The following is a 14,215-nucleotide window of genomic DNA, read 5'->3' on the forward strand; positions in this document are numbered from 1 at the left end:
GGGCTTTATGAGCGGGCCTGCGGGTCAGGATTTCTTCTTTGCGCTCTTCCTGCTTTTAAAGATGGCGGCGCCCAGGGGCGGCAGCCGCAGTATGATATCATAAGGTTTGCCGAAGCGGCCGGGCACGGGTTTGATAAGGCCGGTATTGACCACGCCGCTGCCATAGAAGCGCGGCTCGTCACTGTTCAGCACTTCCTTAAAAGTAAGGTCCCAGGGTATGCCCACCGGGTATTCTTCCCTTGCAACAGGGGTCATATTAAGGGCTACCAATATTACTTCCCCCTCTTCTCCTTTGCGGGCATATACCATGATACTGTTATCCTGGTCTGCCAGGTGTACCCATTCAAACCCGTTGATATCAAACTGGGTCTTGTACAGGGCCGGCTCGCTGGTATAGAGCTTGTTAACGGCCTTTACGAACTGCTGCAGGCCTTCGTGCGTAGCATGCTGCAACAGGTGCCAGCCCAGCTCTCCCTTGTAGTTCCATTCCTTTGTGTCCCCGAACTCCCCGCCCATGAACAACAGTTTAGTGCCGGGGTGAGTGAACATGTAGCTGTACAGCAGGCGCAGGTTGGCAAAACGCTGCCAGTCATCTCCCGGCATCTTATAGATCATCGGGCTTTTGCCGTGCACCACCTCATCGTGACTGAGGGGCAGCATGAAGTTTTCGCTGAAGGCGTACATGATGCTGAAGGTGATCTGGTTCTGGTACCATTTGCGGAAAAGGGGGTCTTTCTTGAAATAATCCAGCGTATCGTTCATCCAGCCCATCATCCACTTCATGCCAAAACCCAGCCCGCCCATAAACACGGGGCGGGACACGCCGTAGAAAGAAGTAGATTCTTCGGCAATGGTCTGTACATCGGGGAAACGGCTGTAAATGGTACTGTTCATTTCCTTGAGAAAGGCAATGGCCTCCAGGTTCTCGTTGCCGCCGTGGGCGTTAGGCTCCCAACTGCCGGCCTTGCGGGAATAGTCCAGGTGTATCATGGAGGCTACTGCGTCTACCCGCAGCCCGTCTATATGGAATTTGTCCAGCCAGAAGAGGGCGTTGCTGAGCAGGAAAGACTTTACCTCGTTGCGGGCGTAGTTGAATACATAGCTGTTCCAGTCCGGGTGGAAGCCTTTCCGCATATCCGCGTACTCGTAACAGTGCGAACCGTCGAAGCGGTAGAGGCCATGGTCATCGTACGGGAAATGGGACGGTACCCAGTCCAGTATCACGCCCAGGCCGGCATGGTGAAAAGCGTCTACCATGGCCATAAAGTCTTCCGCGGGGCCGTACCTTGAGGTGGGCGCATAAAAACCGGTGAGCTGGTAACCCCAGGAGCCGTCAAAAGGGTGTTCCATAATGGGCATCAGCTCCACATGGGTAAAACCCATTTCCTTTACGTAAGGCACCAGCATGGCGGCTATTTCCCGGTAGGAGTAAAACACCTCATGGTTTTCGGGGTCTGGCCGCCGCCAGGAGCCCAGATGTACTTCGTACACCGAAAAAGGGCTGGCAAGGCTGTTTTTAGCAGCGCGTTTCTTCATCCAGGCGGCGTCTTTCCACTTATAGTTGAACTGGGTGGTAATGGAGGCCGTTTTGGGCCTTACCTCCCACTGGTTGGCAAAAGGGTCTCCCTTGCGCAATTCTTCGCCGGAGTTGGAGCGGATAAAGTATTTGTACAACTGCCGGTCTTGAAGGTGGGGTATAAAACCTTCCCATATGCCAGACTCGTCCCAGCGGGGGTACAGGGTATGGCTGTAATTGTTCCAGCTGTTGAAGTCCCCTATTACTGATACAAAAGCCGCATTGGGGGCCCATACGGCAAAGTAGGTACCGGCTACCCCCTCATAGGTAAGGGCATGGGAGCCGAACTTTTCATACAGGCGGTCATGCGTGCCTTCCTGGAACAGTTGAACGTCCCGGGCGGAAAACAGGGAAAACGGCTCTACGGGCTTTAACGTGCGGAAGGGCTCTTCATCCTGTGGAATGTTGCTTTTGTTCAGGTTACGGGCTTTGCTCATACGGGTGGCCTGCTGGTTTTTTTTCAAGATAAAAAAAATAACCCGCAAACTTCCGCCTGCGGGTTAAAATAAATATCTGTGATGCTGTTCCTAGCGTTTGCCACGGAAGCCGCCACCGGGCTTGGAGAACTCGCGGCGGGGGCGGAAACCGCCATCTTCGCTGCCTTGCCAGGTTTTACGGGGACGGTCGCTGTAAGAGGAGCGGTAGCCACCGCCGGAGCGGCGCTTATCCCCGTCTTGCGAGCTTTCTATCCGTACGGTGCGGCCGTTGTACTCTACCTTTTTAAAGGAGTTCTGTACTTTTTCCACCACATCGTTCTCTACTTCAAAGAAGGAGTACACCCCTTTGAGGTCAATACGGCCGATCATGTTGCCACGCAGGCCGGTATTGTCGCAAATGAAACGGAGCATGTCCCCGCGGGTGAAATTGTCTACAGAGCCCAGGTTGATGAACAGGCGGCTGAACTTGCCGTTGCGGGAAGAGCGGCCGAAATCTTCGCTGCCGCGGCGTTCTTCCTTCACGTTGAGGTCTGGCGCGTCCTGGTAGTATTCCAGGAACTCGTTGAACTCCAGGGAGGCAAAGCGGCGTATCAGCTCTTCCTTGCTCAGGTCCGCAAATTCTTCGTATATACGTGTGAGATAGGGGTCTATCTGTTCTTCGTTCACTACTACGTTATGCACCCTGTGTACGAGGGCAAAGAGCTGCTTTTCGCATACGGCAAACCCGTCAGGCACTTCGGCCTTTACAAATTTTTTGCCGCCGAGCACGCGTTCTATCTGGCGGATCTTGCCAACGTCCCGCCCGCCGATGATGGCAATAGACACGCCGGAGCGGCCTGCGCGGGCGGTACGGCCGGAGCGGTGGGTGTAGTTTTCCACGTCGTCAGGCAGGTCATAGTTGATCACGTGGGTCACGTTATCCACGTCAATACCGCGCGCGGCTACGTCTGTAGCCACCAGCACCTGGATAGACTTTTCGCGGAAGCGTTTCATCACCTTGTCACGCTGTTGCTGGGTGAGGTCACCGTGCAGGGCGTCTGCGTTATACCCGTCCTTGATCAGGTTCTCCGCAATTTCCTGGCTCTCGATCTTGGTACGGGTGAATATGATGCCGAAGATATCCGGGTTATAGTCTACGATGCGTTTCAGCGCCGCGTACTTGTCTCGCGGGCGCACCACGTAGTACTCGTGCTCGATGTTGGCGTTGCCGCTGTTTTTGCTGCCTACGGTCAGTTCAAACGGATCGTCCATATACTTCTGGGCAATACGGCGCACTTCAGCGGGCATGGTGGCGGAAAACAGCCAGGTGGTCTTTTCTTCCGGGGTGTTGGACAGGATGCTGTTGATGTCTTCCTGGAAGCCCATGTTCAGCATTTCGTCTGCCTCGTCCAGCACGGCATAGCGTACTTTTTCGAAGTTGATGGCGCCGCGCTCGATGATGTCAAGCAGGCGGCCGGGGGTAGCCACTACAATGTGCACGCCCCTTTTCAGCTCACGCAGTTGCAGGCCGATGGCGGTACCGCCGTATACGGCCACAATACTTACGTCGCCCAGGTATTTGGAGAAATTTTTGAGGTCGTTGGTGATCTGGAGGCAAAGCTCGCGTGTGGGGCACAGGATGAGTGCCTGGGGCTGGCGCACTTTTACGTCCAGCTGGTGCAGCAGGGGCAGGCCGAAGGCAGCCGTTTTGCCGGTGCCGGTCTGTGCCAGGCCCACAAAATCCCTGTCTCCGCCGAGGAGTACCGGGATCGCTTTTTCCTGGATGGGCGTAGGGGAAACAAAGCCGAGGTCTGTAACGCCTTTGAGCAGGTTCTCCTGCAATCCTAAAGATTCAAATGTTGTCATTTAATTTTTTTCGGTGGCCCGCTTGTTTTTTAACAGGCCGGGTGATCAATTGCCGGTGGATGTCTTACACCAGCTCTCCTTCCAAGTCATAGTCGAACGCCTTGGTTATTTTAACCTGTACAAAATCGCCGGGTTTCAACTTCCTGTCTGTGTTAATGATCACCTCATTATCCACCTCCACCGAATCGAACTCCGTACGGCCCAGGTAACGGCCGGATTCTTTCTTATCTACGATTACTTTAAATACCTTTCCTATTTTTTCCTGGTTCTTTTCCAGGGAAATTTCCTGCTGTGTTTCCATGATGTCCTGCGCGCGCCTTTCCTTTTCTTCCGCGGGAATGTTGTCTTCCAGCGCGTAGGCGGACGTATTTTCCTCGTGGCTGTAGGTAAACACGCCTACCCTGTCAAACCGCACTTCTTCCAGGAAACGCTTCACGTCTTCCACGTCTTCTTCGGTTTCACCGGGGTAGCCCGCTATAAGCGTGGTGCGGAGGCAAATGCCGGGCACTTTTTCCCGGATGGTGCTGACGAGGTCAAATATTTCCTGGCGGGTGATCTGGCGTTTCATGGCCTTGAGCATGGGGTCTGCAATGTGTTGCAGCGGCATGTCAAGATACTTGCAGATGTTGTCCCTTTCACGCATCACGTCCAGTATTTCCAGGGGGAATTTGGTGGGGTACGCGTAGTGCAGGCGTATCCACTCCAGCCCTTTCACATCCGCCAGGGCATGCAGCAGGTCTGCCAGGCGGCGCTGTTTGTACAGGTCAAGACCGTAGTAGGTCAGCTCCTGTGCGATCAGCATAATTTCCTTCACACCGCTTTTCACCAGTTTTTCCGTTTCCGCCACCAGTTGTTCAATGGGTTTGGATACGTGCTGGCCGCGCATCAGGGGGATGGCGCAAAAAGCGCAGGTACGGTTGCAGCCTTCCGATATCTTGAGGTAGGCATAGTGCGAAGGGGTGCTCAGCAACCGCTCGCCCACCAGTTCCGCCTTATAATCCGCATCAAATTTTTTGAGGATGAGGGGCAGCTCCATGGTACCGAACCAGGCGTCCACGCCGGGTATTTCTTTCTCCAGATCCCCACGGTAGCGCTCGCTCAGGCAGCCGGTCACAAACACCTTGTCAAGCCGGCCGCGGTTTTTCAGCTCTACCTGGTCAAGGATAGTGTTGATAGATTCTTCCTTGGCCTTGTCAATGAACCCGCAGGTATTCACCACCACGATGTTGTGGTCCCGTTTGGCATTTTCATGCACCACGTTTATATCGTTGGCTTTCAGCTGACCGCTTAATACCTCCGAATCAACCATGTTCTTGGAACAACCCAGCGTAATAATATTAACCTTGTCTTTCTTTAAAGTTCTTGTCTTCAAATAGCAATATTTAAGTTGGTACCGGTTGCCCGGTATTGCCACGAAGACGCGCAGACACGCTATGAATGTACAGCAGGCGGCTGTTTTTGAGTGACTATGAGTCTTTGTGGAGTCTCTTGAGAAGGTGCAAAGGTAGCAAATTATATTGAAAATATGTGTATTAACATATAATTAATCAGGCCTGGAGGCCGTTACCGGCCACTACCAGTTCCTTCATGGCCTTTTCCGCCCGTTGCCGGGCCACCTTGCGTTTGTAGTGGTACCACCATTCCGGCGCCACCTTGATCATGAGGTTGTTCATGCTGCGGAGGCCCGCAATGTGGTAGAGGCCGTTGAGCTTGCCGGCCAGGGTATGGTCAAGGGCGCGGAGGCTCATGGCAAAGCCGCCGTCCATATACTCCATATGGTGCCAGTAGCCGCCGGGCATGAACATGGTATCTCCATGCTCCAGGATGGTGCTGTAACCCCTGGCATATTGGAGCGCGGGGTAGTTGGTCTCGTCCAGCTGCTCTTTCCAGTTCACAAAATTGGCCGCGCTTTCTACGGTGAGGGGCATGCGGTAAATGAGGCGCGACTGGCTATTTTCCAGCAGCAATACCCTTTTGCGGCCCAGAAACTGGGTATGGAAGATGTGGCTCAGGTCAATATCGTAGTGCATATGCGCCACGGAGCCGGCCCCGCCTACAAACAGCATGGGGTACTTTTTCAGAAAGCCTTTTGCCAGAAAATCCGGCCAGGTGAAGTCATTGACCAGCTGGGGGGCGTGCTGGAAGATGTTGAAAAGGAAGATGCGGAGCTTGACCGGTCCCTGCTGGATCATATCCAGGTAATCCCCGAAACGGATGTAATCGTCCGCGCCGTTCACGAGCGTTTTGGCCCCGGCCCTTTCGTTGTTGTAAACCCCTACCGTTTTGTCTCCTGTAATGGATTTGAAGTAATCCCATGTCCATTTGCTGCGCGCAGGCCAGGCTTTTGACAATCCTGTAATGATCAAGGGTTTGCGTGGTTCAAAGTATTGTGTCCTGAAATCTTCTGCGGAAATATGCTCAACTCGATCTATGGATTGTATTTTCATAAAAACGAATTGTTTTCGGGTGAAACAATATTAAACTATATCAAATTTAAGGAATTGCCGCAATAGTAGTACAGGGTGCGTAAAAGGTTGATAAATAGGGGATACTGTATGAAGCAGGCCGGCGGAGGAGCCTAGTTCCCGGCCGGCCTGTTTTGGTTACTTTTGGCTGGCCTGCTTAATTTGGGTTACCTCCCGCTGCAACTGGCGGTTCATTTGCAGCAGGGTGTCTATCTGCTTTTGCTGCGCAATGGTGTACAGCATCAGCTCTTCTATTTTCTGCAGCAGCTTCTTGTCCATTTCCCCGAGGTCTATGCCCTGTTCCTTTACCTCTTGTTCCGCAGGAATGCCCGGTAAGTGGCGGTGGATTTGTATGTATTGCTCCACTTCCTGCAGGGAAGGCAGGAGGTATCCCGGCTGGAAAACGTAATCCGGCCAGCCGGCGTAGGCTTTTACTTTCACTTTGGTGAAGATGGCGCTCCCGTTGACTGCCAGCTTGTGACCAAAGGTGTTGGTGGTGCCGATGCCGAGGCTGCCGTCTGCTTTGAGGAGCATGAGGTTTTGGGCATTGCTGTTTACGGCCAATACATTATTGTTATTCAGTTTAGTATTGGTTTTGGCTCTTCCATCAAGAACAATAGCAGCATGATGCACTTCGGGCCCTGCGGCCACAACATCTTCCGCTTCTCCGATCAGGTATATCCCCAACGGTCTCCCCGGAGTATAGCTACGGCCACGAATAAGCGGGAGATAGGAACCGCCTATGATTGTACCGTTGCTAACATCCAAATACGCTTCAGCAGCCGGTATACTACCAAAAGTGAATTTGGCAATGTTAGTGTTTTGTTGACCATGCACATGCAGCATAGTGGCGGGATCTCTTACCCCTATCCCCAGTCTGCCCTGGATGCCAATAGGGTCAGTTGGCTGGAATAGCTGTACGTTGCTTACGTTTTGATCAAATACAAGTTGCAGGGATTCGTTGTTGGCATAACCGGTAAACGAAAAGGAAGCCAAAGTAGGAGAACTGACGATCTCTACAGCAAGATAGGCCTGTCCGCTATAGGTCAAAGTCACTAATCTTGCAGGTTCATTGTAGCTGATCATGCTGCCATGGTTCTGGCTATAAGCAGCCGATGTATTCACCTCCACCGTCCATTTTCTATTAAGTGCACTGATGCCCCCTCTTATAGCCGTGATTTTGCCCATAACAAAGTGCTCCGCCAGCAACGTTCCTGTATAGATCTTGTGCAGCAGCAGATAGTTCGCGCCTTGCGCGTCTTCCGTTTGACCGGGTATGCCCCTGTTTACATAGTAATTTCTCCCATTATCCAGCACATGCAATTTGCTGGCAGGAGTTGCCGTACCAATCCCTACATTACCCGAAGGTGTGGGAAAAACATTCTGCGCAGAAACGCGGGCGCTGACAAACAGAACGGCCACAAACAAATAAGATAATAATTTCATAGATATCGGGTTAGAGTGTTGAATGGAACGGGAAGATAATAAAAAAGCCGGAGGCAAGGCTCCGGCTTTTTTATATATTTTTGATAATCAATTATTTAAACTAAACAATGTATCTACAAACTCTTCCCGGTCAAACACCTGCAGGTCTTCCATTTTTTCACCGATGCCGATGTATTTTACCGGTATTTTGAACTGGTTGGCAATGGCGAGCACCACCCCGCCTTTGGCCGTACCGTCCAGCTTGGTGATGGCCAGGGACGTTACTTCTGTGGCGGCCGTGAATTGTTTAGCCTGTTCCAAAGCATTCTGGCCGGTAGATCCGTCCAGCACCAGCAATACCTCGTGGGGTGCGTCAGGGATGACCTTGTTCATTACCCTTTTGATCTTGCTCAGCTCGTCCATCAGGTGGAGTTTGTTGTGGAGGCGACCGGCGGTGTCTATGATGATGACGTCCACATCACGGGCCACCCCGCTTTGCACCGTATCAAAGGCCACCGCAGCGGGATCTGAGCCCATTTGCTGTTTTACGATGGGTACGCCTGCCCTTTCGCTCCAGATGGTCAGCTGGTCTACCGCCGCGGCACGAAAGGTATCTGCCGCACCCAGCAGCACAGACTTGCCGGCTTTTTTGAAGTTATAGGCCAGTTTACCGATGGTAGTGGTCTTACCTACCCCGTTTACGCCTACCACCATGATCACGTAGGGCTTTTTGCCAGCCGGTACGTCAAAATCACGGAAGCCGCTATCTGGCGCGTCTACCAGGATTGCCGCAACCTCTTCTTGCAGTATCCTGTTTAATTCGTTAGTGTTCAGGTATTTATCTTTAGCTACGCGTTCTTCTATTTTATTGATGATCCGTACAGTAGTGTCTACCCCTACGTCTGCGGATACCAGCGCTTCTTCCAGGTTATCCAGCACTTCAGCGTCTACGGTAGATTTGCCGGCAATAGCGCGGCCAATTTTGGAGAGGAAACTTTCTTTTGTTTTCTGCAGGCCCTGGTCCAGACTTTCCTTCTTTTCCCGGGAAAAGAGCTTATTAAAAAAACCCATACAAGTTCAATTACGGTGTTAAACATCTCCGGAGGCGGTTAACGGCCTGTTTCCCGGAAGCAGGCTACAAATGTAGCTTTATTCAGCATGTGATGTATAAAAATATTCGGCGGGCAGCGCCGGTGGCCGCGTATATGCGGGCTGCCGCCCTGTTGCGGCGTTTGCGGGGGCGGGCCCTTTCAGCCTTAGGAAGCCATCCCTCTTCCCCAAAACACAAAAAGCCGTTCGCTCCCGCGAACAGCTTTATTGCAGTATGATTAGTAAAGCCGAATTACTTCTGGTTAATGTACTCCTGAACTTTGTCCTTGTGTATGATAGCTTCTTTAAAAGTATATGCACCGCTTTTAGGAGAACGTACCGCTTTAACCACCTTGGTCCACACTTTTGCTTCAGCAGCAGCCTTTGCATCTTTCTTGATCGCGGTTTTTGCTTGTTTTGCCATTTGTATAAAAGTTAATCGTTAATTGTAAAGTGTCAATCATTCAGAGCTAATCGTATGAAACCCGAAACGATTAACTGCCCAGCAATTAACTGACCTTATTTGATTTCTTTGTGTACAGTCACCTTCCTCAGGATAGGGTTGTACTTTTTCAGCTCCAGACGCTCCGGAGTGTTCTTTTTGTTCTTGGTGCTGATGTAGCGGGAAGTACCCGGCTGGCCGGAGGTTTTATGCTCCGTGCATTCCAGAATCACCTGCACCCTGTTACCTTTCTTTGCCATTGTTTATTCGGATTAAGTTGGTCCTCAATTAGATGTCTTTGTTACCTTCTGCGCGGAGCTCTTTCACTACGGCATACAGGCCACGTTTGTTAATGGTTCTCAGACCATCAGCAGACACTTTTAAAGTGATCCAACGATCTTCTTCTGCCAAAAAGAAACGCTTGGTTTGCAGATTGGGCAGAAACCTCCTTTTCGTCTTGATGTTCGAAAAAGATACATGATGACCTGTAATTGGTTTTTTCCCTGTCACCTGACATACTCTTGCCATGTTCTAAAAATTTTGGACTGCAAAAGTCGCACTATTTTATCGAAATATCAAATAATGAGAATTGTTTTTATTCACATAATTAAACGACTGTCTAATTTTGTGAACACTTTGCCGTTTACAGCAGCACGCCCAGGCTCCTGATAACCGCGCCCAGCCTCACTGCGTCCAGGATGCGCTGTTGTTCCGTGCCATGCTTCAGCAAAGCCTCTTCATGGGAGCTAACGCACATTTCGCAGCCATTGAGGGCGGATACCACCAGGCTCAGCAGCTCAAAGAACTCCTTCCCTATCACGGGGTTAGCCATAATGCTCATGCGGATGCCAGCCGGGGCGGTGGTGTAAAATTCCTTGCCTACAAAGTGGCGGAAGCGGTAATACACATTATTGGCGTTCATCAGCGAGGTACAACTCAGTATGTCCGCCACTTCCTTGTCTGTAGCGCCCGCAGCCAAGGCCAGCTGCTCAAAACCTCCCTGCAGCGCAGGCAGTTTCTCGTTTACGGCTACGGCCAGGCCCAGCAGGTAAGCTTCCTTTTTGTTAAGGGTGGCGGCCTCCAGGGCATTGCTCACATTGATCTTCAGGTCTTTCAGGTAACGGGCGTCCGTAGCTGCCAGCGCGGCCAGTTTCCCCGGCACCTCGGCAGTGGGCATCCCTACCGCCTGCAGCAGCTGCTGGGCGGTTTCCTGTGTATTGGTTGCAAACATATTATTATTTTTAAATATTCAGTATTGAGAAGTGGAAAAGAAGAAGGGGCCGGTAAAGCCCCTTCCGCCAGTTTCATTATGCATTCAGGGTTGCCTCGCCTTTCTGCCAGTTGCAGGGGCACAGCTCGTCTGTTTGCAGGGCGTCTATCACACGGATCACTTCTTTCACGTTACGGCCTACAGACAGGTCGTATACGGAAGTCCAGCGAACAATGCCCTGGGGATCTACCACAAAGGTGGCGCGGTAAGCTATCTTTTCATCTGACTGCAGAATGCCCAGTTCTTCGGCCAGGCTTTTGGAAGTGTCTGCCAGCATAGGGAACTGGAGGCCGCGGAGGTCTTCGTGATCTTTCCTCCAGGCCAGGTGTACAAACTCGGAGTCAGTAGAAGCGCCTATCAGGATAGCGTCGCGGTCAGCAAAATCCTGGTAGTGTTTGTTGAACTCGGCAATCTCGGTAGGACAAACAAACGTAAAATCCTTGGGCCACCAGAACATCACCATCCACTTGCCGGAGTTTTTGATCTCTTCGGAAGAGATCTCGTAAAACTCTTTCCCTTTTTCGATTGAAACAACTGCCTTTTTAGCGAACTCAGGGAATTGAGACCCTACTGATACAACTGCATTTTTCATGATTCTATATCTATTTTTTATTGATTGAATGCTAAGCTATTTAGTAATGCCGCCGCAAAGGTCACTATCAAATTCCTATAAATCAAATAGATTTCGCCACATCATATATCGACTTTATCTATACTGTTTTAATATTAAATAGACGCTACTGCCATCAAACCCGCCACCAGTCTGAACCTCCTTATTTTACTGGCCTTCCGGCCTCTCCAACGTGTAATTTTTTAACGATTTCGCGTAACCTTTTGGCACGTTATTTAGTTATATATGTAGCAAGAATTAAAAAGACTGGATATGAAATTGAGAAATGTACTTTTAGTGATCCTTACGGTTGGCCTTGCTTTGATTCCGTTTATCAAAAACAGCATCAACAAACAAGATGAATTTGATGCAACGCAGGATTTATTCATCTAGTTTCGGCAGGTCATGAGGCTACCCAAGGCCCTTGACCGCAGCGGGTTCCATTGTACCGTATCTGAAAAAAACGTTCTCGTGCAGAACACGTGGAATTGTTTTGCTGCCACTGGCGCCTGAGCGCAGTGCGCATCAAAAGGGCATTTTGTCCCCCTATTGCAAGGGGTCTTATATAAAAAAGCGGGTTGAAACGGCAACGTTCAACCCGCTTTATTTTATGCCTTTCTTCCGGCTCAGGTGTTTTCACTGATAAGATCCTTCAGGCTCCTCACCCCTATCATCTTGGCCGAAGTATATCCTTCGGCGTATGCCACCCCTACCATTTTGCCCAGCATTTTGGCGCGGTACAGCACGCTGTCAAAAAACTCCGGGGAAGAGATGTACGTTTGCGGCTCATTATCTTTCTGGGCCAGGAACTGGGTTTTGAAGCATTTGATGGCTTCCACCTTTTTATCAATAACCGGGGTAATGTCTACCACAAAATCCGGCTCGTGGTACCTGTCTTGCAGGAAGTGGAACACCTGCTTGGGGCGCCATGCCTGCTGGGGCTGGCCATCTTCTCCCTTCGTCTCTATCTTCCGGAGGCCGGCCAGGAAGCAACTGTCTGCGATCAGCTTGGCGGCACGGCCATGGTCAGGGTGGCGGTCGTCTACCGCGTTGGCCAGTACTATTTCAGGTCTGAACTTGCGGATGGCGCTGATCACGGCCAGCTGGTCTTCCCGGGTGTTCTGGAAAAAACCGTCTGCCAGGCCCAGGTTTTCCCGCACTTCCAGCCCCATCAGCCGGCAGGCGTCTGCCGCTTCCAGCAGGCGGCCTTCGGGCGTGCCGCGGGTGCCCAGCTCGCCGCGGGTGAGGTCCACTATCCCTACTTTCATGCCCTGCAAGGCATGCACCATGAGGGTACCGGCGCAAGACAGTTCTACATCGTCCGGATGGGCGGCTATTGCCAGTATGTCCAATTTCATTGTTTCATCAATTTAGGGGGGCAAAGTTCGGGGTTATGGGGGGATGTTCCAAATTGAAGGGGCAACATCTAATTAAACCGGTGATACAACTGTATCTCCTGTACGATCATCTCAATATCCCGGTCGTCCCGCGTGTTGAACTCGCTCTTGAGGTTGCCGCCGAAAAAGAACGCCACGGTCTGGTACACCCGCGCGTTGAAGCCGCCTTTCAGCTCCTTGATGATCTCGTAACAGTTCTCCCCTGTTTCCCGGTGAATCAGCTTCATCAGCACTTTACCCTGGTATACGGAGAGGTTCTCCAGCTTGTTGCCGAACTGCTCTTTCAGCTCTTTTTCCTTGGAGGCCAGGTAGGCTTTCCGCTGTTTTTTATTAGGGGTCCTCTCCAGCTCAATGCTCACATCTTTCAGCACGCGGCTGGCGGCAACGGCATAAGGGTAGGTGACGTACACGGCATTGCGCAGCCTCGTCCACCGGGCGCGTTCCTTACGCAGGCGTTTGGGCAGCCTGTCTACCACTTCCACAATGCTCAAGGTAATGGAGGGGATGGTATCTGTTCCTATTACAATTGCCCTTACCGCCACGGAGTCTGCACCCGTACGCTGCTGGGCTGTGGCAGTGAATTGGAGGCATAGCATGCAAAAAACGGCAATTGTCAGGAAGCGGCACATACAAATTTCGAATGAAACCAAGATACGAATTAGTTCTGATTCGTGGAGATTTCCTTCCACCAGCGGCTGATGGCGGCCGTTACCGCCGGCACGTCGGCAGAGGTAATGCTGGAGCCTATTACATGAGCGCCGGCGTTCGGTATGGGTACCGCGCGCTTGAGGGCGGCGGGCGTGCCCAGTTGCTGGTGCATGTCCAGGATGGCTGACACTTTCACCGTATGGTCCTGTTCCTGCTCGTTCTTGTAATAATACAGGTTCAGCACAGGCTGGCGCACCTTCCGGAACAGCTCCGGCGTCATGGTATGAGACACCAGGTTCTCCAGCTCCACAACGGCCTCGAGGCGGTATTTCGTATACCAGTACTTTGCTTTTTCGGGGTTTTCGGGCTTGTATTCGTTGTATTTGCTGCCTTTGATCAACCGCGCCAGGTAAATGCCCCAGGGCTCGTCCAGCAGCCCTATCATGGCCTCATTGATGGCAATATTGGGCGAAAGGTTGATCACTGCGGCCACATCGCCGGGAAACTCCGCGGCCAGCAGCAGCGCCAGCGTTCCGCCGGTGGAGGTGCCTATCAGTATCACCTTGTGCCCCAGCTTTTTACCGATGGCCAGGGCTTCTTTTGCGTCTTCCCAGAGGCCGGCGGAGGTCATGTCCAGCAGCGGATCGGAAGTATCCAGCCCGTGGCCGTTGAGGCGGCTGAGGTACAGGTTATAGCCGAACTGGCGGGCAAAATCGTGATGTACGGGGTCTCCCTCCATTTCACTGGCTGAAAAGCCGTGCAGGTATACCACGCTGTAGGGCGTTTTTTGGTGCAGGGAGTCTGCCCAGCAGATACGCGCCTCATTATGCGGTTTGATGCGGAAACCCGCTTCTTTCCGCTTCACATACCCGTCCAGCGCAATAGATCCTTCCGGCACCGTTGGCAATATGCCGCCCAGCACCGGCGGGGCCGGTTTAGGCCCCAGGAAGTACAGGATGCCGAACAACGCCAAAACCAGTAATATGATGCGGAGGATACGGCGCATAGGGT

At 51.9% G+C, this 14,215-nt stretch carries 14 protein-coding genes; all 14 read right to left on the reverse strand.

What is annotated here, in order from left to right:
• Positions 1-24 precede the first annotated feature (24 nt).
• Positions 25-2,013: a 1,4-alpha-glucan branching protein GlgB gene (gene glgB, locus D3A97_RS16615; RefSeq protein WP_119080147.1), complete on the reverse strand. Its 1,989-nt coding sequence runs from the start codon at positions 2,011-2,013 to the stop codon at positions 25-27.
• A 90-nt stretch (positions 2,014-2,103) separates the two neighbouring features.
• Complete coding sequence (locus tag D3A97_RS16620; protein WP_119079652.1) at positions 2,104-3,858, reverse strand: DEAD/DEAH box helicase; 1,755 nt, start codon at positions 3,856-3,858, stop codon at positions 2,104-2,106.
• Positions 3,859-3,922: 64 nt separating this feature from the next.
• Entirely contained in the window at positions 3,923-5,230 is a 1,308-nt protein-coding gene (rimO, locus tag D3A97_RS16625; protein ID WP_119079653.1) for a 30S ribosomal protein S12 methylthiotransferase RimO, read from the reverse strand.
• A 175-nt stretch (positions 5,231-5,405) separates the two neighbouring features.
• A complete protein-coding gene (locus tag D3A97_RS16630) occupies positions 5,406-6,305 on the reverse strand; it encodes a cupin-like domain-containing protein (protein ID WP_119079654.1) in 900 nt (299 codons plus the stop codon).
• Positions 6,306-6,461: 156 nt separating this feature from the next.
• Positions 6,462-7,769 (reverse strand): hypothetical protein, encoded by a 1,308-nt coding sequence (locus D3A97_RS16635; protein ID WP_157986594.1) that lies wholly within the window; start codon positions 7,767-7,769, stop codon positions 6,462-6,464.
• Positions 7,770-7,856: 87 nt separating this feature from the next.
• Complete coding sequence (gene ftsY / locus D3A97_RS16640; protein WP_119079656.1) at positions 7,857-8,819, reverse strand: signal recognition particle-docking protein FtsY; 963 nt, start codon at positions 8,817-8,819, stop codon at positions 7,857-7,859.
• Positions 8,820-9,090: 271 nt separating this feature from the next.
• Entirely contained in the window at positions 9,091-9,261 is a 171-nt protein-coding gene (locus tag D3A97_RS16645) for a DUF4295 family protein (RefSeq protein ID WP_119079657.1), read from the reverse strand.
• Positions 9,262-9,356: 95 nt separating this feature from the next.
• Positions 9,357-9,539: a 50S ribosomal protein L33 gene (rpmG, locus tag D3A97_RS16650; RefSeq protein ID WP_012790733.1), complete on the reverse strand. Its 183-nt coding sequence runs from the start codon at positions 9,537-9,539 to the stop codon at positions 9,357-9,359.
• A 28-nt stretch (positions 9,540-9,567) separates the two neighbouring features.
• A complete protein-coding gene (gene rpmB / locus D3A97_RS16655; RefSeq protein WP_119079658.1) occupies positions 9,568-9,807 on the reverse strand; it encodes a 50S ribosomal protein L28 in 240 nt (79 codons plus the stop codon).
• A gap of 115 nt (positions 9,808-9,922) precedes the next feature.
• A complete protein-coding gene (locus D3A97_RS16660; protein WP_119079659.1) occupies positions 9,923-10,510 on the reverse strand; it encodes a carboxymuconolactone decarboxylase family protein in 588 nt (195 codons plus the stop codon).
• A gap of 76 nt (positions 10,511-10,586) precedes the next feature.
• Complete coding sequence (locus tag D3A97_RS16665; protein WP_119079660.1) at positions 10,587-11,141, reverse strand: peroxiredoxin; 555 nt, start codon at positions 11,139-11,141, stop codon at positions 10,587-10,589.
• 644 nt (positions 11,142-11,785) lie between these two features.
• Complete coding sequence (bshB1, locus tag D3A97_RS16670; RefSeq protein WP_119079661.1) at positions 11,786-12,517, reverse strand: bacillithiol biosynthesis deacetylase BshB1; 732 nt, start codon at positions 12,515-12,517, stop codon at positions 11,786-11,788.
• 68 nt (positions 12,518-12,585) lie between these two features.
• On the reverse strand, positions 12,586-13,152 hold the full coding sequence (locus D3A97_RS16675) for a DUF4294 domain-containing protein (protein ID WP_198674037.1): 567 nt from the start codon (positions 13,150-13,152) through the stop codon (positions 12,586-12,588).
• A gap of 62 nt (positions 13,153-13,214) precedes the next feature.
• Entirely contained in the window at positions 13,215-14,210 is a 996-nt protein-coding gene (locus D3A97_RS16680; protein ID WP_119079663.1) for an alpha/beta hydrolase, read from the reverse strand.
• Positions 14,211-14,215: the final 5 nt, after the last annotated feature.

This window comes from Chitinophaga alhagiae, from assembly GCF_003568665.1.
In the GTDB taxonomy this organism is placed as follows: domain Bacteria; phylum Bacteroidota; class Bacteroidia; order Chitinophagales; family Chitinophagaceae; genus Chitinophaga; species Chitinophaga alhagiae.